The organism is Micromonospora psammae, assembly GCF_036902725.1.
In the GTDB taxonomy this organism is placed as follows: domain Bacteria; phylum Actinomycetota; class Actinomycetes; order Mycobacteriales; family Micromonosporaceae; genus Micromonospora.
Window position 1 is genome coordinate 153555 of sequence record NZ_JBAKHM010000004.1, and the last position, 18709, is coordinate 172263.

Annotated in this window: 11 protein-coding genes; 9 read left to right on the forward strand and 2 right to left on the reverse strand. The window is 75.7% G+C overall.

The annotated features are described in order from the left end of the window. Positions 1-1677: a ThuA domain-containing protein gene (locus V6U79_RS09225; protein ID WP_334614243.1), complete on the forward strand. Its 1677-nt coding sequence runs from the start codon at positions 1-3 to the stop codon at positions 1675-1677. A gap of 87 nt (positions 1678-1764) precedes the next feature. Here V6U79_RS09225 and V6U79_RS09230 read toward each other — a convergent pair whose 3' ends face one another. Further along, positions 1765-2391 carry a hypothetical protein gene (locus V6U79_RS09230; protein WP_334522077.1) on the reverse strand — a complete coding sequence of 209 codons (627 nt, stop codon included), beginning with the start codon at positions 2389-2391 and terminating at the stop codon, positions 1765-1767. A 262-nt stretch (positions 2392-2653) separates the two neighbouring features. Between V6U79_RS09230 and V6U79_RS09235 the strand changes: the two genes are divergently transcribed. Then, positions 2654-3409, forward strand: coding sequence for a YqjF family protein (locus tag V6U79_RS09235; RefSeq protein WP_334614244.1), 756 nt, complete (start codon positions 2654-2656; stop codon positions 3407-3409). A gap of 69 nt (positions 3410-3478) precedes the next feature. After that, positions 3479-4138, forward strand: a complete 660-nt coding sequence (locus V6U79_RS09240; RefSeq protein WP_334614245.1) for a M23 family metallopeptidase — start codon at positions 3479-3481, stop codon at positions 4136-4138. A gap of 97 nt (positions 4139-4235) precedes the next feature. Here the strand turns inward: V6U79_RS09240 and panD are convergent, their stop codons facing one another. After that, positions 4236-4661, reverse strand: coding sequence for an aspartate 1-decarboxylase (gene panD / locus V6U79_RS09245; protein WP_334522086.1), 426 nt, complete (start codon positions 4659-4661; stop codon positions 4236-4238). A gap of 507 nt (positions 4662-5168) precedes the next feature. Between panD and V6U79_RS09250 the strand changes: the two genes are divergently transcribed. The 6 genes from V6U79_RS09250 to V6U79_RS09275 are packed head-to-tail and all read left to right on the forward strand — an operon-like array spanning position 5169 to position 18682. Next, positions 5169-6281: a potassium transporter TrkA gene (locus V6U79_RS09250; RefSeq protein WP_334614247.1), complete on the forward strand. Its 1113-nt coding sequence runs from the start codon at positions 5169-5171 to the stop codon at positions 6279-6281. A 12-nt stretch (positions 6282-6293) separates the two neighbouring features. Next, on the forward strand, positions 6294-7664 hold the full coding sequence (locus V6U79_RS09255) for a DUF6002 family protein (protein WP_334614248.1): 1371 nt from the start codon (positions 6294-6296) through the stop codon (positions 7662-7664). Next, entirely contained in the window at positions 7664-10129 is a 2466-nt protein-coding gene (locus V6U79_RS09260; RefSeq protein WP_334614250.1) for a non-ribosomal peptide synthetase, read from the forward strand. Before V6U79_RS09255 ends, V6U79_RS09260 begins: the two co-directional genes overlap by 1 nt. After that, on the forward strand, positions 10126-11850 hold the full coding sequence (locus V6U79_RS09265) for a beta-ketoacyl synthase N-terminal-like domain-containing protein (protein WP_334614251.1): 1725 nt from the start codon (positions 10126-10128) through the stop codon (positions 11848-11850). The genes V6U79_RS09260 and V6U79_RS09265 overlap by 4 nt, the downstream gene beginning before the upstream one ends. Beyond that, complete coding sequence (locus tag V6U79_RS09270; RefSeq protein ID WP_334614252.1) at positions 11847-15002, forward strand: thioesterase domain-containing protein; 3156 nt, start codon at positions 11847-11849, stop codon at positions 15000-15002. The genes V6U79_RS09265 and V6U79_RS09270 overlap by 4 nt, the downstream gene beginning before the upstream one ends. Continuing rightward, entirely contained in the window at positions 14999-18682 is a 3684-nt protein-coding gene (locus V6U79_RS09275; protein WP_334614254.1) for a non-ribosomal peptide synthetase, read from the forward strand. The genes V6U79_RS09270 and V6U79_RS09275 overlap by 4 nt, the downstream gene beginning before the upstream one ends. Positions 18683-18709 lie beyond the last annotated feature (27 nt).

Here is an 18709-nt window from a genome sequence, read left to right on the forward strand (position 1 = left end):
ATGGTCGCGGCCCTGACCGCCGCGCTGCTGGCCGGCAGCCTCGCCCCGGCACCGCCGGCGCTGGCCGCCGACCCGGCCTACCAGGTGCTGGTCTTCTCCAAGACCGCCGGTTTCCGGCACGACTCGATCGCCGTCGGCACCCAGGCCGTCCGGGACCTGGGCGCGGCGAACAACTTCACCGTCACCGCCACCGAGGACGCCGCCGCGTTCACCACCACGAACCTCGCCCGGTTCCGCGCGGTGGTCTTCCTCAACACCACCGGCGACGTCCTCGACGCCACCCAGCAGAGCGCGTTCGAGGCGTACGTCAACGGCGGGGGCGGCTTCGTCGGCGTGCACTCGGCCGCCGACACCGAGTACAACTGGCCGTGGTACGGCCAGCTCGTCGGCGCCTGGTTCGCCTCCCACCCCGCCATCCAGCAGGCCACCGTACGGGTCGAGAACCGCGCCCACCCGGCCACCGCGCACCTGCCGCGCAGCTGGACCCGCACCGACGAGTGGTACAACTACCGCACCAACCCCCGGTCCTCGGCGCGGGTGCTGGCCAGCCTCGACGAGGCCAGCTACTCCGGCGGGACCATGGGCGACCACCCCATCGCCTGGTGCCACCCGCAGTCCTCCGGCCGGGCGTTCTACACCGGCGGCGGGCACACCCAGGCGTCGTACGCCGACGCGGCGTTCCGGGCGCACCTGCTGGGTGGCATCCGGTACGCGGCCGGCTGGGCGAAGGCCGACTGCCGCCCGGAGACCGGCTACACCACCCTCTACGACGGCTCCACCACCGGATGGTCCCAGGCCGGACCGGGCGGGTTCACCAACACCGACGCCACCCTCAGCTCGTTCGGAGGCCTGGGCACCTTCTGGTACTCGGCCAAGGAGTTCCGGTCGTACTCGCTGAAGTTGGACTGGCGGCTCGCCGGAGACGACAACTCCGGCGTGCTGATCGGCTATCCGCCCTCCTCGTCACCCTGGTCCGGCACCCGGGACGGCTACGAGATCCAGCTCGACGCGACCGACGTGCCGGAGCGCACCACGGGCGCCGTCTACGCGGTCAAGGCACCCGACGTGGCCGCCCGCGACGCCGCCGTCAACCCGCCCGGCGCCTGGAACACCTACGAGCTGCTGGTGCAGGGCGAGCGGGTGCAGGTGTTCCTCAACGGGGTACGGGTCAACGACTTCACCAACACCGATCCGACCCGCAGCCTCCAACAGGGCCACATCGGCATCCAGAACCACGGCACCGGCGACGACGTCTCGTTCCGCAACATCCGCATCAAGGAGCTGACCGGGTCCCCGGTGACCGTGGAAGGGGAGTCCTACACCTCCTCGGCCGGGGTGCAGATCGCCAACCACGCCCCGGCCAGTGGCGGCCGGACCCTCGGCTACATCAACAACGGCGACTGGGCCGGGTACGCCCAGGTGAGCACGGCCGGCCGGACGGGCTTCTCCGCCCGGATCTCGTCGGGCGGCGCCGGGGGCGCCATCCAGATCCGGTCCGGCTCGTCGACCGGGCCGCTGCTCGGGTCGGTGACCGTACCGAACACCGGCGGCTGGGAGAGCTTCCAGACGGTCAACACGACGCTCACCGGCACCGGCACGGGACCGCTGCACCTGGTCTTCACCGGTGGCGCCGGCTCCCTCTTCGACGTCGACACGCTCACCGTGAGCGGCGGCTGAGACGGGCGGGCCGGCGGCCGTCCCGGTCGCCGGCCCGTACCACCCGTCGGCGCGGTCGCGCTCGGCGGCGACGGCGTGGCCGGCAGGTCACCCACGTGGTCCCCGGGGAAGCCAGCCCAGGAAGCGGTGTCGCAGGTGTTGTCGGTCGACGGCCGGCAGGTCGAACAGCGCGGCGCTGAAGCACGAGCCGAGATACATCCCGAGAGCGGGGCGGGATCCGCCGAACTCGGCCAGGAGATGACGCTGTTTCGTCGCGCACGGCCACTCCCCGGCGCAGCCGCTGCACGTCCAGGTGGGTGGCATCGGCAGGTGGGCCCTGGGCCGGCCCGGCTCGTCGGGGAGGGCCGAGGTCGCCGGTGGGGCGTCGGAGAGGTCCGTCGGGGGCAGGTGGCAGTTCGCCGCGGCGAAGGTGGCGCCGGCCCGCACGAGCGCCGCCGGGCCCGGCTGCTGGGCGAGGAGCGCGGTGAGGGTGTGGTGCGCGAGGACGTCCAGCCCCGCGCGGTCGATGCGCAGTGTCCTGCACAGGGAGACGAGCACCAGCGGCCCCGGCCAGGTCTCCGCGGCCAGTACGCAGCTGATGAGGTCGTTGAGGAGGGCGCCGACGGCGTCGGCGTGTTCGGTGAGGCCCGGTGGGGCGTCCGGGTCCCGCCGGAGGTTGGTGACCGCTTGGCGGACCGTCCTGCGGACGAGCCAGGTGCCGCTGTCTGCATCCACTGCGTCTTCCTTGTCAGTCACGTCGAGATGTCGGCCGCACTGGGAAACGGGGGAGGAGCGGAGGGGCGAGGGGCCGCGGGCGCTGCGCCGCTGCTGTCGGACTGAGTTCGAAGCGTAGAGAACCGACTGCCCGTGCAACGTCATTCGACGCAATCCCTGACTGAACAGTCAGTGCGCCGATGGCACTGTCGGACGCCACCGTCGCCGCGCGGGCGGAGCAGGATGACCGGCCCGTCCCGCCGGCATCGGGCAGGATGAGCACGTGGACATCGATCCGGTCGAGGCCGCACCCGGGCAGGCGTTCCCGCGCGCGTTCCTGCGGCAACGCTGGGAGGACCTCACCTTCCTGCACTGGGCGGTCGCACCGGAGCTGGTCGCGCCCCTGCTGCCCGCCGGCACCCGCCCGGACACCCTCGACGGACTCAGCCACGTCGGCCTGATCGGCTTCCGCATGGTCGGGCTGGGCCTCGGCCGCGGGCCGGGGGTGCCCTACCTCGGCAGCTTCTGGGAGACCAACGTCCGGCTCTACTCGGTCGACGGCGCCGGCCGGCGCGCGGTGGTGTTCCGCTCGCTGGACGCGTCCCGGCTGGTCCCGGTGCTGGTCGCCCGGGTGACCCTGCGGCTGCCGTACCTGTGGTCGGCGATGCGGCTGGACCGCGACGGTGACCGCCTCACCTACCGGTGCCGGCGTCGCTGGCCCGGCCCGACCGGTACCGCGAGCCGGATGGAGGTCCGGGTGGGCGCACCGATCGCCGAGCCGACCCCGCTGGAGCACTTCGTCACCGCCCGGTGGGGGCTGCACACCCGGGCGTACGGACGCACGCTGCACCTGCCGAACTGGCATCCCCGCTGGCCGCTGCACCGGGCCGAGCTGCTGCACCTGGACGACGAGCTGGTCACGGCCGCCGGGCTGCCGGCGCCGGCCGGACCGCCGGTCAGCGTGCTCTACTCGCCCGGCGTCCCGGTCCGGTTCGGTCCACCGGTCACCGTGGGCCCGGGCCGGCGGGATCCTGGCTGACCCCGGCCGAGGGCCCCGGGTGGCGTCCGGCGAGGCGGCGCCTTGCCGGCATGTGCCACGCTCGGTCCGGTGACCACCGGCTCGCCCGCCAGAACACGCACCCACCGGCGTGGCCGCAGCCCCGCGGTCCGTACCCTCCTCGTGGTCGGCGCGGTCGCGGCCCTCCTCGCCGTCGCGCTGGTCGTCGTGCCGCTCCTGCGGCCACCGGGTCCGCGCCCGCTCTTCCAACTCCCCGTGCCCTGCGGTGAGACCTGGCGGCTGAGCACCTACCCCGGCCACGACGACTACGACGTCGACCTCTTCCCCGCCACGGGTGAGGCATGGGGACGGCCGGTCCTGGCGTCCTACGCCGGCACGGTCACCGAGGCGGGAATCAACGGGTCGCTGGGCGGCCGCACCCCGGACGACCCGGACGGGCCGCGTGGCCTCGGCGGCGGTCACTGGGTGAAGATCGACCACGGCGGCCGGTGGGAGACGCAGTACCTGCACCTGCTCGAACCGCCGCTGGTCCGGGTCGGTCAGCGGGTCGCCCAGGGCGAACAGCTCGGCCGGGTCGGCAGCACCGGCAACTCCGGCGCACCGCACCTGCACTACGAGCAGCGCCGCGGCTGGGAGAAGGTCGAGACCTGGTTCGACGGCGCACCGTCGGGCATCACCGTCGACGACACCGAACAGACGGTCGAGCGGAGGAGCCACAACTGCGCCCCGGACCGCCGTGGCCCGGCGTAGGGAGCGCCGATGACCGGTCGGTGATCCCGCCACCGCCCCGGGCCGGCGGCCCACGCGCCGCCGACGGACCGCCGCCGCGACGTCGGCCGGAGCCGCCTCAGCCCGCCGCGCCGCGCGGCACCGCGCCGGAGAGCAGGCCGTGGCCGTCCGGCACCTCCGCCGCGTCGTGTCCCCGACTGACCAGCCTGTTCCCGTCGTCCACGAACACGACCCGGGGCTGGAAGTCGCGCACCGCCGACTCCTCGACGAGCGCGTAGGCGATCAGGATGACGAGATCCCCCGGGTTGATCAGCCGGGCCGCGGCCCCGTTGATGCCGATGATCCCGGATTTCCGGGGCCCTTCGATGACGTAGGTGGAGAGCCGTGCGCCGTTGTCGATGTCGACGATGTCGACCTTCTCGCCGGGCAGCAGGTCGGCCGCCTCCAGGAGATCCGCGTCGACGGTGACGGAGCCGACGTAGTGCAGGTCGGCCTGCGTCACCGTGGCCCGGTGGATCTTCGACTTCATCATGGACCTGAACACGTGTCATGAGCCTTTCGCCGTGACGTCCGCGTCCGTACGCGGCCGGATCCGTTGAGGGGGAGCGAGCCGCGCCGGGCCCACCACGACCGCGCCGTTCGCTACGACGCGCCGCGGTCCACCATGCCGTGCGCCGTCAACGGCGGCGCGTCACCGGCACGAGGCCCGCGCGACGGCCCCGGGCGCCCCGATCAGCCTCTCCGCGCCGCTGCCACCACGGGCCATCCTCTGCTCATCCATGCCGCCGACGCTACTGTCCGATGTGCCGGAGGTGTGCATCCGATCGAACCAGGCGAATGCCCATCGGTCCGCCCCGATGCTCCTCTCCAGGCGGCTGAGCAGGTCGGATTCCTGACCGGGATTGGGCCGGAGGTGGGCTACCCACCCATGGGATTCCGTGGCAGTATCCCCCGCAGAGATGCCGCCTGGTCGATTTGATCAATGTACGTGTCTCGATGCGGTCCGCGATGCAGCGGGCGTGCGTCCGTCGCTGGGGGGAGGCGATCCGTCGTGCTGCCTGTCACCCCTGGGCGTATCGCGGTCGTCGGCAGCGGAGCCCTCGCCCGCGCGCTCTGCCACTCGCTGGCGGCGCTGGCGCCGTCGCACCCCACCGGTCGACCCGACGTGCCGGTCACGGTCAGCCTGCTGGCCCGCGACGGCGCGAGGGTCGCCGCACTCGCCCGGAGCTGCCGGGCCCGGGCCGCGGTCAGCGGCAACAAGGTCTCCTTCACCGCCGAGCCGCTGGCCGACGAGGCCGACGCGCTGGACCGGCTCCGGCCCGACGTGCTGGTCTGCTGCGCCTCGGCACAGTCGCCGTACGAGCGGGTGACCGCGCCCTCGGCCTGGACCAGCCTCGTCGCCGAGGCCGGGTTCGGGCTCACCCTCCCGTTGCAGGCCACGATCGCCGTGCGGTTGGCCCGCGCGGTGGCCCGGGTGAGTCCCGGCACCCGGTTCGTCAACGGCGCCTTCCCGGACGGGGTGAACCCGCTGCTGTCCGCCCTGGACCTGCCGGTGCTGTGCGGCATCGGCAACGTGGCCACCCTGGCGGCCTGCCTGCGGGCCGGCCTGCGCCTCGGCGCCGGTGACCGACTCGCGGTGCTCGGCCACCACGTGCACCTCGCCGCGCCGGCCGATCCGGACGACGAGGTACGAGCCTGGCGCGACGACACCCCGGTGCCCGGCGTCACCACGCTGCTCGCCGCCGACCGGGCGCTGCCGCGCCGGGACCTCAACGCCATCGCCGGGCACGCGGCCGCCCGGATGCTGCTCGACCTCGTCACCGGCGTCGAGATCCACGCCAACCTGCCCGGGCCGATGGGACTGCCCGGTGGGTATCCGGTCCGGATCACCGCCGGCACGATCGCCCTGGACCTCCCCCCGGGCCTCACCCGCGACGCCGCCGTCGACTGGAACCTCCGGGTCGGGCGACGCGACGGTGTGCAGGTGCGCGACGGGCGGATCGAATACCCACCGGCCGCCGCCGCCGCGATCGCCGACCACCTGCCCGGCATCGCCGACGGGTGGACGCCTTCGGCCCTCGACCAGGTCACCGAAGAACTCACCGCGCTACGAGGACGGCTCCGGCTGGCGCCGACCGCGCCCGCCCCCGCCCGGCTGGCCTGACAAGGAGACCAGATGCTGTCCACGCCGCCCATGGTCAACGCCCGTAACCTGATCACCGACTACTACGACCTGATCCCGGCCGCGGTCGCCCGCTGCGGCGCCGCCCCGGGCGCCGCGGCCGGAACGCCGGGCTTCGCGCCCGCCTTCGACCTGCCGGCGCTGACCGACGACATCCGGGAGTTCTTCGCCGCGGCCACCGCGACCTGGCGGCCCCTGGGGGAGTACCACGGGCACCCGGTCCAGTTCCTGGACCTGACCGGCAATCCCGGCACGCACACCACGAAGACCTTCGCCTCGATGCTCATCGTGGCGCGCGCGGTCGAGCACATCCGGCGCACCGGGGAGTCGATCTGCATCTTCACCCCCACCTCGGCCAACAAGGGGATCGCCCTGCGGGACGCGGTCGGGCGGGCTCTGGCGGCCGGCCTGGTCAAACCCGACCAGCTGTCGGTGGCCGTCCTCGCCCCGGCGTCCACCCGGCACAAGTTCCGGTCCGACCGGTTGGCCGCTGACCCCGCCCTGCGCCCGCTGAACCCGCTGCTGCGGTTCACCGGCGGCGCCGCCGAAGGCGTCAAGGCGCTCGGCCGGGCGTTCGTCGACGAGTACGCCGCCGAGGCGCACGACAAGTACGGACTAAACCTCTGGTACTCCCTCGACCTGCGCAACTACCTGGTGGCCGACGCGGCCCGCGCGGCGTTCGAGGCCGACGCCTCACCGACCTCGTCGGCCGGACCGCGCTGGCACGCGCACGCCGTCTCCAGCGCGTACGGGCTGCTCGGCTACAACCTCGGACGGGACGTGCTGGAGGCGACCGGCCGTGCCGCGCCGGCGGACCGCCCCGGCTTCCTGCTGGTGCAGCACCTCGGCACCCCCGACATGGTGCTGCACCTGCGCCACGGCAGCTTCTCCCGCTCCCACCTGCCCCGCTACCGGCGGGACCAGGCCGACGGCGGGTGGAGCCAGCGGGAGGATCCGCACTTCCCCGAGGTCACCGACGACCCGGACGAGGTCCTCGACCCGACCTTCTACACCCACGAGCCGGTCACCTCACCGGCGATGAACGACCTGATCCGGCGGTTCGGGGGCGACGGCATCGTGGTGTCCCGGCGCGAGTGCGTACGGCGGTACCCGATGTTGCGGGACTGGTTCGCCGGCAGCGCCCGCCCGCTCCCGGCCGACCCCGCGCAGCTGCGCGAATGGTCCATCGTGATGGCCCTCACCGGCGTGCTCAACGCCATCGACCGGGGAATCGTGCCGGCCGGCCACGAGATCGTGCTGCACGGGTCCGGCTGCTACAGCGGCGCCGACTACCGCACCGCAGAACCGGACGCGGAGGTGTCCACGGTGGAGGGGATCGCCGCCATGGTCCTCGGTCACCGCTGATGGCGCCGACCCCCACCGCACTGGTGCCGGCCCCGGTCGCGGCCGCCCGGTCGGAGCCGCCCGAGCACGCCCCGTCGGTCGTACTCGACGCCGGGCTGAGCGAGCGGCTGACCGCGCTCGCCGCCCGCCACGGCGTACGCCCGGAGGTCGTGGCGGTGGTCGCGGCGGCCCTGCTGGCCCGCCGCTGGACCGGCCGGGCCACCGTCCCGGTGCACTGCCCGGACGCTGGCTACCTGCTGGACCTCACCGAGGACCGCCCGGCCCGGGAGGTGCTCGCCGCCACCGGGCCGGTCGGGCGGACGCGCCGCACCGCCGAGCGCGCCGACCCGCCGGCCCCGGTCGAGCCGTTCGCCGGCGGGGTGGAGCTGCTGGCCCGGACCGACGTGGCCCGGTGGGAGATCCAGCTCGGCGACTGCCCGGCGGAGCTGGCCGAGCCGCTCCTGGCCGACCTGGTCACCCTGCTCACCACGCTCGCCGGCGACGACGGGGTCTCCACCGCGCACCTGCTGCCCGTCTCGGCCTACGAGCGGCGCCGGGCGTCCCGGTGGGCCGAACTGCACGGCGCCGTCGGTGCCGCGGCCGAACGCGCGCCGGGGGACACCATCGTGGACGCGTTCGCCGCGCAGCTGCGCCGGACACCGGACCACCCGGCGGTGCTCACCGACGACGGGTGGGTCAGCTACCGGGAGCTGGCATCCGCGGTGGTGGCGACCGCCGACGTCGTACGGTCCACGGCCGGAACCCGGGCGGGGGGCCAGGTCGCGCTGCTCTGCCGGCACGGCGCCGGCACGGTGGTCGCGCTGCTCGCGGCGCTCGCGGCCGGCCGGGCGTACGTCCCGCTCGACCCGACCTTCCCGGCGCACCGGCTGGCCCACATCCTCGCCGACAGCGACGCGGACGTGCTGCTCACCGACGCCGGACACGCCGAGTGGGCGGGCCGGTTGCGGGAGCTGGCCGGCCGGCCCGGGCTGCGCGTCGTGCCGGTGGCGTCGGCGGTCGCACCGGCCGACCCGGCCGACCTGGCCGCCGGGCTGGCCACCCCGGCCGGCCCGGACGACCCGGCGTACCTGCTCTACACCTCCGGGTCGACCGGCGCCCCGAAGGGGGTGGTGCAGAGCCACCGCAACGTGCTCTTCGGCGTCGGCAACCACATCCGCAACTTCGCCCTGACCCCCGCCGACCGCACCAGCGTGCTCACCTCGTTCGGGTACGACATGGCGGTCACCGACACGTTCAGCGCGTTGCTCTGCGGCGCCGCCGTCGTGCCGGTGGACATCCGCAGCGAGGGCCTCGGCCACCTCGCCCGCACCCTGGCCGCGGGGGGCGTCACCGTCTACCACTCGACGCCGACCGTCTACCGCTACCTCTGCGCCGGCCTCGGCCCGGACGGCGTGCTGCCGGACATCCGCGCCGTGCTGCTCGGCGGCGAGGAGGTGACCCGGCACGACGTCGAGCTGGCCCGTCGCCACTTCGCCCCGGACGCCGTGTTCGTCAACGGCTACGGCACGACCGAGATCAGTTTCGCCGCGCAGGACCACCTGCCGGCCGACGCGCCGCTGGACCACGCGGTCGTGCCGGTGGGGCATCCGCTGGACGGCATCGACGTGCTGCTGCTCGACCCGGCGGGCCGGCCCACCTGCCTGACCGGCGAGGTGGTGGTCCGCTCGCCGCACGTGGCGCTCGGCTACTGGCGGCTGCCCGAGCTGACCGCCGGCCGGTTCGGCGACCACGCCGGGGTGCGCACGTACCGGACGGGGGACCTGGCCCGGCGGCTGCCCGACGGGCGCCTGGTCTTCCTCGGCCGGGCGGACCGGCTGGTGAAGATCCGCGGCCACCGCGTCGAACTGGGCGAGGTGGAGGCCGCTCTGGCGGCCCTGCCCGGGGTCGGGCAGGCCGCCGTCGTGGCCCGGGGCCGGGCCGGCGGCGCCGGCACCGGCGACAAGGAGATCATCGGGTACGTCGTGCCGACGTCCGACGCACCGGTCGACCCGACCGCGCTGCGGGCCGGGCTGGCGATCCGGCTGCCCGACTTCATGGTGCCGCGCGCGATGGTGACGGTGGACGCCCTGCCGATCGGGACGACCGGCAAGCTGGACCCGGCCGCCCTGCCGCCACCGCCACCGGGACCGGTCGTCGACGCGGCCGGCCCGGACCCGCTGGAGGCGGTCATCGCCGCCACCTGGTGCGAGGTGCTCGGCCTGGACCGGGTCGGCCGGGAGACGGCCTTCGTCGACCTGGGTGGCCACTCGCTACTGATGGCGCTGGTGCAGCAGCGCCTGGAGGTGACGCTGAACCGGCGGATCCCGCTGGTGCGGCTCTTCGAGTTTCCCACCGTCGCCGGGCTCGCCGCCGAGCTGCGCGCCGGCGAACCGGTCGACGGGCCGGCAGGGCAGGACGGGGTGCTGCTGCGCGCCGCCGGTCGGATGCGCCGCCGCCGCCGGGCGCGGTCGGGGGAGGCGGAATGACCGACGACGACCGGATCGCGATCGTGGGGCTGGCCTGCCGGGTGCCCGGCGCGGAGGGACCGGCCGAGCTGTGGGCGAACCTCACCGGCGGTGTCGACGCCGTGCGGCGCCTCTCCGCCACCGACCTGACCTCGGCCGGGCTGCCCGCCGAGACGGTCACCGACCCCGGCTTCGTACCCGCGTTCGGCTGGCTGGCCGGGCTGACCGACTTCGACGCGGCGCTCTTCGGCTACTCCGCGGCCGATGCCGCCCTGCTGGACCCGCAGCACCGGCTCTTCCTCGAGGTGGCCTGGTGGGCGCTGGAGGACGGCGGCTACGGCCGCACCGACCCGGAGACCCAGGTCGGTGTCTTCGCCGGCTGCGGCGCCAACCGCTACCTGCGTCACCACCTGCTCGGCAACCCGGCCGTCCAGCCGGCCGGCGGTCTGATGGAGGACTGGGACGACCTGCTGGCCGGCGGCACCTGTGACTACCTGCCGAGCCGGGTGGCGTACGCGTTGGACCTGAAGGGCCCGGCGGTCGCCGTGCAGACCTCCTGCTCGTCGTCGCTGGTGGCGGTCTGCCAGGCCGCGCAGAGCCTGCTCGACTACCGGTGCGACCTGGCGATCGCCGGGGGCGCCGCGGTGGTGTCCACCCGGCAGGCCGGCTACCGGCACCGTCCCGGTGGCACGCTCGCCGCCGACGGCGCCTGCCGGCCGTACGACGCGGACGCCTCCGGCCAGGTCTTCGGCAACGGCGCCGGAGCGGTGCTGCTCAAGCGGCTCGCCGACGCGGTCGCCGACGACGACCACATCCACGGGGTGCTGGCCGGTTGGGCGGTGAACAACGACGGCGCCGACCGGGCCGGGTTCACCGCACCGGGCTTCACCGGTCAGGCGGCCGTGGTGGCCGAGGCGCTCGCCGCGGCCGACTGGCAGCCCGCCGACGTCGGCTTCGTCGAGGGGCACGGCAGTGGCACCGCGATCGGCGACGCGCTGGAGATCGAGTCCCTGACCCGGGCCTACCGGATGCGGACCGACCGGTCCGGGTACTGCGTGCTCGGCTCGGTGAAGTCCGGCGTCGGAAACCTGGACGCCGCGGCCGGAGTGGTCGGCCTGATCAAGGCGGTGCTCGCCGTACGGCACGGGGTCATCCCCGGCACGCTGCACTTCCGGCGTCCCCACCGGGACATCGACCTGGCGGCCACCCCGTTCGTGGTCACCGCCACCGAGCAGAAGTGGGCCGGTCCCCGGCGGGCCGGGGTCAGCTCCTTCGGGTTGGGCGGCACCAACGCGCACGTGTTGGTCGAGGAGCCGCCGGTGCGCCCGGTGGTGGACGCGGAGCCACCCTGGGCGCTGCTGCCGCTGAGCGCGGCCGACCCTCGGGCGCTGCGGCAGCTCGCCGGACGACTGGCCGAGCACCTCGACAGCCGGGCCGGCACCTCGCTGACCGACGCGGCGTACACCCTGGCCACCGGCCGGGCTCGGCTGCCGCACCGCGCCGCCGTGGTGGCCCGGGACCTGTCCCAGGCGGTGGCGGCGCTGCGCTCGGTGGCCGGCGGGCCGGAGTCCGAGGGCGCCCGGCCGGTGCCCGGGGACGCCCCCGACGAGCTGCGCGATCAGGCCGCCGGGTGGCGGCGCGGCGGCGCGGTGCCGGCGACCGCCGGGCGGCGGACGCCGCTGCCCGGTTACCCGTTCCAACGCGACCGGCACTGGATCGAGCCACCCGGGAGCCGGCGATGAACCGCGCCGACGCCCCGACCGGGACGACGGGCCGCCCGGCGGCCCGGTCGGCACAGTGGTTCGTCGACCTGCGCCGCGCGGTCGACGCCGGACCGCTGCTGCTCTGCCTGCCGCCCGCCGGCGCCGGCCCGAGCAGCTTCCGGGACTGGCCCGCGGCCCTGCCCCCGCGGGTGGGGCTCGCCGTGCTGGCCCTGCCCGGGCGGGAGGCGCGGATCACCGAACCACCGGCCTTCCACCTCGACCAGGTGGTCGAGGCGGTCCGGCGGCGGGCCGACCGGCCGTACGCGATGTACGGGCACAGCATGGGCGGCCTGCTCGCCTTCGAGGTGGTCCGCGAACTGCGCCGCCGGGGGGCCCGGCTGCCGGTCCGGCTCTATCTGGGCGGGAGCCGGCCGCCGCAGCTGCCGGACGCCCTGGCCCGGATCGCCGACCTGCCCGACGAGGAGTTCCTGGCCCGGATCGCCGAGCTGGGCGGCCTGCCGCCGGGCCTTCGTGAGGTGCCCGAACTGCTGGAGCTGATCCTCCCGGCGCTGCGCGCCGACTTCGACTGGCTCAACCGGTACCGGTTCCGGCCGGAGGAGCCGGTGCCGGTGCCGCTGGTCTGCCTGGCCGGCGCCGGCGACCGGGACGCCGGCCCGGCGACGATGGCGCACTGGGCACCGCACACCGCGCTCGGCTGCACCCTGCGCACGGTCCAGGGGGGACACCTGTTCGTCACCGAGCGGGCCGCCAAGGTGGCCGCGCTGGTCGGCGCCGACCTGCTCACCGCGACCGGCGCCACGACGACGGCCCGCCCCGCGACGACGGCCGGGCACCTGGTCCCGCTGGGCAGCGGCGGTTGGCGGGTGTGGCACGAGGGGGTGCTGCGCGCCGCCGGCTTCCCGGCCGACGGTGTGCTGCGGCTGGCCGCGCCGGAGCTGGCGGCGGTGGCCGACGCCCACCTGGACGGCGCCGTGACCGAGGCCGACCTCCTGCCGGTGCTGGCCGCCGCCGTCGCCGAGACCAGCAGGACGGTCTACTCGCTGGCCGGCGATCCGCTGTTCCGGGAGGCGGTGACCTGGCAGAACCTCAACGCGCTGACCGCGCTGGACGCGGTGCGCCGGGGCGGCCCGGACGAGCGCAGCCACGACAAGCGGCGGGCCCGCGAGCAGGTGATCGGCCGGTACTGGCAGCGGTACACGGCGAAGAACGACACCATCGGCTTCTTCGGGCCGATCTGCTGGGCGACCCTCACCCGGCGCACCCCGACGACCACCGTCACGGCCGGCCCGGCGCTGGTCCGGCGTCGGATGGTCGCCTTCGAATGGCGGGCGCTGTCGGCGTTCGGCGACCGGATCGCCGGTGACCCGGCCGTGCGCCGCTGGTTGCCGGCCGGGCTGCACGCGCCGTTCCGGCTCACCGCCGAGCGGCGGGTGTCGCGCCCCGCCGCACCCCCGGTCGTGCTCAGCCCGGCCGAGGCGGCGGTGGTCGCCCGGCTGGACGGCCGCACGCCGGTGGTCGAGGTCGCCCGGCGCCTGGTGGCGGAGGAGCCGACCGCGCAGCGCGGACTGCGCAACGAGGACTCCGTCCACCTGGTGCTGGACCGGCTGGTCGACCGCGCCCTGGTCTGGTGGGGCGTCTCCCTGCCGATGAGCGGCGCGGCGGAGGAGCGACTCCGCGAGGTGATCGGCGGGATCGGGGAGGCGGACCTGCGGCGGTCGGTCGAGGCGGACCTCGCCCGGCTGTGTGCGGCGCGGGACGAGGTCGCGGCGGCGGCCGGCGACCCGGACCGGCTGCACCGGGCGCTGCGGTCGCTGCACGCCGAGTTCACCGAGCTGACCGGTCAGCCCGCCACGCACCGGCCGGGGGAGACGTACGCCGGCCGGACGGTCTGCTACGAGGACACCGTCCGGGACCTCGACGTGGTGCTGGGGTCGGCCGTGCTGGACACCGTGGCCGCGCCGCTCGACGTGCTGCTGCGCGCGGCCCGCTGGTTGACCGTGGCGATCGCCGAGGCGTACGGGGCGGCGTTCCGTGCCCTCTACGAGGAGCTCGCCGCCGAGACGGGTGACCCCGAGGTGGCCTTCGCCGACTTCTGGTACCTGGCCCAGGGGCCGCTCTTCGGCACCGTGGAGCGGCCCATCGACGCGGTCTCGGCCGAACTCGCGGCCCGGTTCGCCCGGTTGACCGGGCTGGACGACCACCCGAGCGGGGACACCGGGCCGGTGCGGCTGTCCGCCGTCGAGCTGGCCGCCCGGGTCGACGACATCTTCCCGGCCGAGCGGCCCGGCTGGTCGGCGGGCCGGATCCACAGCCCGGACCTGCAGATCTGTGCCGCCGACGTCGAGGAGATCGACCGGGGTGCGGCGGTTGCCGTGCTCGGCGAGCTGCACACCGCCTGGTCCACCCTGGACAACGCCGTCTTCGCCGCCGGCCACGACGCGCCCGGGCGGCTGGCCGAGCAGCTCGCCGCCGACCTCGGCCCCGGCCGGGTACGGCTGCTCTTCCCGCCGTCGATGCCCCGGCACACCGCCCGGGTGACCTTCGGCCTGCGGCACCGCACGGACGTCCAGCTCGCCTTCGTGCCGGCGCCGGGCGCCGAGCCGCGGTGCGTGCCGATCACCGCCCTGCGGGTGCGCCCGAGCGGCGGACAGCTGGTGGTCGACGGGGCCGGGCACGGGCCCTGGCCGCTGCTGGAGGTCTTCAGCGAACTGCTCTCGATGCACGCGGCCGACGGGTTCAAGCTGGTCACCGCCCGCCCGCACACCCCTCGGATCGTGATCGACCGGCTGGTCGCCGTGCGGGAGACCTGGCGGACGAGCATCGACGAGTCCGGCCTGGCCGACGCCACCGGCAACCTCGGCCGCTACCTCGCCGCGCGGCGCTGGCGCCGCTCGCTGGGGCTGCCGGAGCGCGTCTACGTGAAGCTGACCACCGAGACGAAGCCGTGCTACGTCGACCTGTCCAGCACGCTCTACGCGTCGTCGCTCTGCGCGATGGTCCGCGCGGCCCGACAGCGGGCCGGCGGCGCGGCGGCGATCGTGGTCAGCGAGGCGCTGCCCGGCCCGGAACAGGCCTGGGTGCCCGACGGCCAGGGCCGCCGGTACCAGTCGGAGCTGCGGATCCAGGTGGTCGATCCGGCGCTGCCCGCGACGACGGAGGTGACCCGATGACGGTGCCCGAGGCGAGCACCGCCGCCCCCCGTCCGGACGGCGTGCCGACGTACGCCGTCGGACCGGACCGCGACTACCCGGAGACCACCCTGGCCGACCTCGTCCTCGCCGCCGCCGCCCGCCGCGGCCCGGCGGTCGCTGTACGACAGTGGCACGAGGTGCTCAGCTACGCCGAACTGGTCGACCGGGCCGGGGCGCTGGCGGCCACCCTGCGCGGCCACGGCGTCGGCCCGGAGAGCCGGGTCGGCATCTGCGCCGAACGGCGGCCGGAGCTGCTCGTCGCGGTGCTCGGGGTGCTGCTGGCCGGCGGGTGCTACGTGCCGCTGGACCGGGCCCACCCGCACCGGCGGACCCGGGAGATCGCCCGGGACGCGGGGCTGTCCGTCGTGGTGGTCGACAAGGCCGGCCGCGAGGCGCTGCCGGAGCTGGACCTGCGGCTGGTGGACCTCGCCACCGGGTCGGTCGGCCCGCCGCCGGCCGCCGTGACCTGCCCGGCCCGGCCGGACAACGCCGCGTACGTGCTCTACACCTCAGGTTCGACCGGCCGGCCCAAGGGTGTGGTGGTCAGTCACCGCAGCGTCGTCGCGCACGTGACGGCGTTCGGGGCGTACAGCGGCGCGGACGAGAACTGCCGGGCCTTCGGGTTCGCCCCGCTCGGCTTCGACGCGTCGGTGCAGGACCTGTTCATCCCGCTGGCCGCCGGTGGCGAGATCGCCCTGGTCCCGGACGCCGACCGGGTCGACCCGGTCCGGCTCCAGCGGTTCGCCGAGGCGCACCGGGTGACCTGGGGCTGCCTGCCGGCCGCGCTGCTGCCGCTGCTGGAACCCGACCGGCTGCCGCACTGGCGGACGGTGTTCACCGGGATCGAGGCGCCCGCTCCCGAACAGGTCGAGCGCTGGGCCGGGCCGGCGGAGCGCCCGACCCGCTGGTTCTCCAACGGCTACGGCCCCACCGAGGCCACCGTCTGCGTCACCGGCTACCTGGCGAGCGGCTCCTGGGACGGCCCGGTGCCGATGGGCCGGCCGTTGGCCAACCACCGGATCCACCTGGTCGACGCCGACGGCGACCCGGTGCCGCCCGGTACGCCCGGCGAGGTGCTGATCGGCGGCGTCGGCCTGGCGCGCGGCTATCTGGGCCGGCCGGGGCTGACCGCCGAGCGCTTCGTCCCCGACCCGTTCTCCGGCGAGCCGGGCGCGCGGTTGTACCGCACCGGCGACCGCGCCGTCTGGCTGCCCGACCGGCAGCTGCTCTTCCTGGGCCGGATCGACCGCCAGGTCAAGGTCCGTGGCCAGCGGGTCGAGCTCGGCGAGGTGGAGGCGGTGCTGGGCGAGCACCCGCGGGTCCGGCACGTCGCCGTCGTGCCGGTCGACGGTCCGGCCGGCACCGAACTGGTCGCGGTCGTGACGCCGGCCCAGTCGCCGCCGGACGGGGAGCTGGTCGAACTCCTGCGGCAGCGACTGCCGGACGCGATGGTGCCCCGGCGGCTGCTCCGGCTGGACCAGTTCCCGCTCACCCCGTCCGGCAAGCGCGACCAGGCGCGGCTCGCCGAGCTGGCCGTGGCCGCCTTCGCCGCGCCGGCCGGCCGGTCCGGTGGGACGTCCTCCGGACCGTCCGGCGCGATGTCGTCCCCCGGCACGCGGCTCGACGGTCCGCCGGCCGGCGGAGCCGACGGCAGCGCCGGTGCCACCGGCACCCCCGACGAAACTGTGGTCGCCGACGTCTGGCGGCGGGTCCTCGGCGTGCCGGCGGCGGGCCCGGCCGACGACTTCTTCGCCGTCGGAGGCACCTCGCTCTCGGCGATGCGCCTGGTCGCCGTGCTCCGCGCCGAGCTGCGGCGCGACGTCTCCGTGGAGGACGTCTTCGACGGCCGTACCCTCGGCGGTCTCGCCGCCCGGGTGGCAGCCGCAGACCGGCTCACCGAGCCGGAACTGACCCCGGGCCAGCCACCGACCCTGTCGCCGTCGCAGCGCCGGCTGTGGTTCCTGGACCAGCTCGCCCCCGACTCGGCGGCCTACAACACCGCCATGGCGGAGCGGTTGCGCGGCCCACTGGCACCGGCCGCGCTGCGCGCCGCGCTGCGGGCCGTCGCCGACCGGCACGAGGTGCTGCGCTGGCGGATCACCCGGGTCGCCGGCGCCCCGCAGGTCAGCTGTGAACCGCCCGGTGACGTGCCGTTGACCGTCGTCGACCTGTCCGGCGTGGACCCGGCGGACCGGGAGACCGCCCTGCGGGCCCGGCTGCAGGCCGGCGCCGCGACCCGGTTCGACCTGGCCACCGGGCCGGTGTGGCGGGCCGAGCTGTACCGGCTGGACGCCGACGAGCACGTCCTGGCGCTGACGTTCCACCACGCCGTGTTCGACGGCTGGTCGCAGGCGGTGCTGTACGACCAGCTGGCCGCCGCCTACCGGGCGGCCCGCGACGGTGCGGCCGCGCTGGGCCCGCTCCCGGCGACCTACGCCGACTACGCGGTCTGGCGGGCCGCCCGGGACCGGCGGCACGGGCCGGACGACCTGGCCTGGTGGACCGCCCACCTGGCCGGCGCCCCGACCGTGCTGGAGCTGCCCGCCGACCGGGTACGCCCGGCCGCGCAGACCTACCGCGGCGAGTTCGCCGGCGCGCCGTTCCCGCCGCGGCTCGACGCCCGGGTACGCGAGCTGGCGGCCCGGCTCGGCGCGACGCCGTCCACCGTCCTGCTGGCGGCCTTCGGTGAGGTGCTGCGTCGACTGGTCGACCGCACCGACCACGTGATGGGCGTCGTGGTCGCCGATCGCCGGCTGGCCGCCGTCGCGGACCTCGTCGGGTTCTTCGTGGACGTCATGCCGGTCCGGCTGCGCCCCGATGGTGCGCGCAGCTTCACCGAGCAGGTGCTGGCCTGCCGGCAGGAGCTGCTCGACGTGCTGGCCCATCCGCACGCGCCGCTGGAGCGGATCGTCCAGGAGCTGTCGGTGCCGCGCGACCCGGCCCGCCCACCGCTGGTGCAGGTCCTGTTCAACGTCTTCAACTTCGCCGAGCCGTCGTTGGCGCTGCCGGACCTGGTCGCCGAGCGGGTGCCGGCGGGTCTGCCGGGTTCGCCGTTCGACCTGACGCTCTACCTGGTCGAGCGCGGCGGCGTGCTGGCGCTGGACGCGGTCTACAACCCGGACCTCTTCGCCGCCGCCCGGATCGCCGACCTGCTCGACGGGTACCTGGCGGTGCTCGACGCGCTGACCGCCGCGCCCACCCGGCCGGCGGAGGCCGTCGCGGCGCCCGCCGCGCTGGCGCGAGCCCGGGCGGGCGCGGTTCCGTCGACCCCGCCGCCGGGCCGCGCCCCGGCCGCCCCGGCGACCGGCGCCGGCCCGGCCGCGCCGACCGGGCCGACCGAGGAGCTGGTGGCCCGGGTGTGGCGGGAGACGTTGGGCGTCGACCGGGTGGGTGCCACCGACAGCTTCTTCGACCTCGGCGGGCACTCGATCGCCATGGCCGAGGCGCAGCACCGGCTCGCCGAGGCGACCGGGCGTGAGATCGCCCTGGTGGACCTGTTCCGGCACGCCAACATCCGGGCCCTGGCCGCGTTCCTGGACGGCGCGGAGAACAGCGACGCGATCGACCTGGCCCTGCGGCGGGCCGCCGATCGTCGGGCCCGCTCGCGCGGCCGTCAGCAGCGGCGGCCCACCGGCGCCTCCGGGCGGGCGGACCCGTGACCGCCTCCGCCCCGCCGGCCCGGGCCC

Bases quoted from the DNA above. Each gene is read 5' to 3' on its own strand.
- V6U79_RS09225 (WP_334614243.1), top strand. From the start codon at position 1: ATGGTCGCGGCCCTGACCGCCGCGCTGCTGGCCGGCAGCCTCGCCCCG.
- V6U79_RS09255 (WP_334614248.1), top strand. From the start codon at position 6,294: ATGCTGTCCACGCCGCCCATGGTCAACGCCCGTAACCTGATCACCGAC.
- V6U79_RS09260 (WP_334614250.1), top strand. From the start codon at position 7,664: ATGGCGCCGACCCCCACCGCACTGGTGCCGGCCCCGGTCGCGGCCGCC.
- V6U79_RS09265 (WP_334614251.1), top strand. From the start codon at position 10,126: ATGACCGACGACGACCGGATCGCGATCGTGGGGCTGGCCTGCCGGGTG.
- V6U79_RS09270 (WP_334614252.1), top strand. From the start codon at position 11,847: ATGAACCGCGCCGACGCCCCGACCGGGACGACGGGCCGCCCGGCGGCC.
- V6U79_RS09275 (WP_334614254.1), top strand. From the start codon at position 14,999: ATGACGGTGCCCGAGGCGAGCACCGCCGCCCCCCGTCCGGACGGCGTG.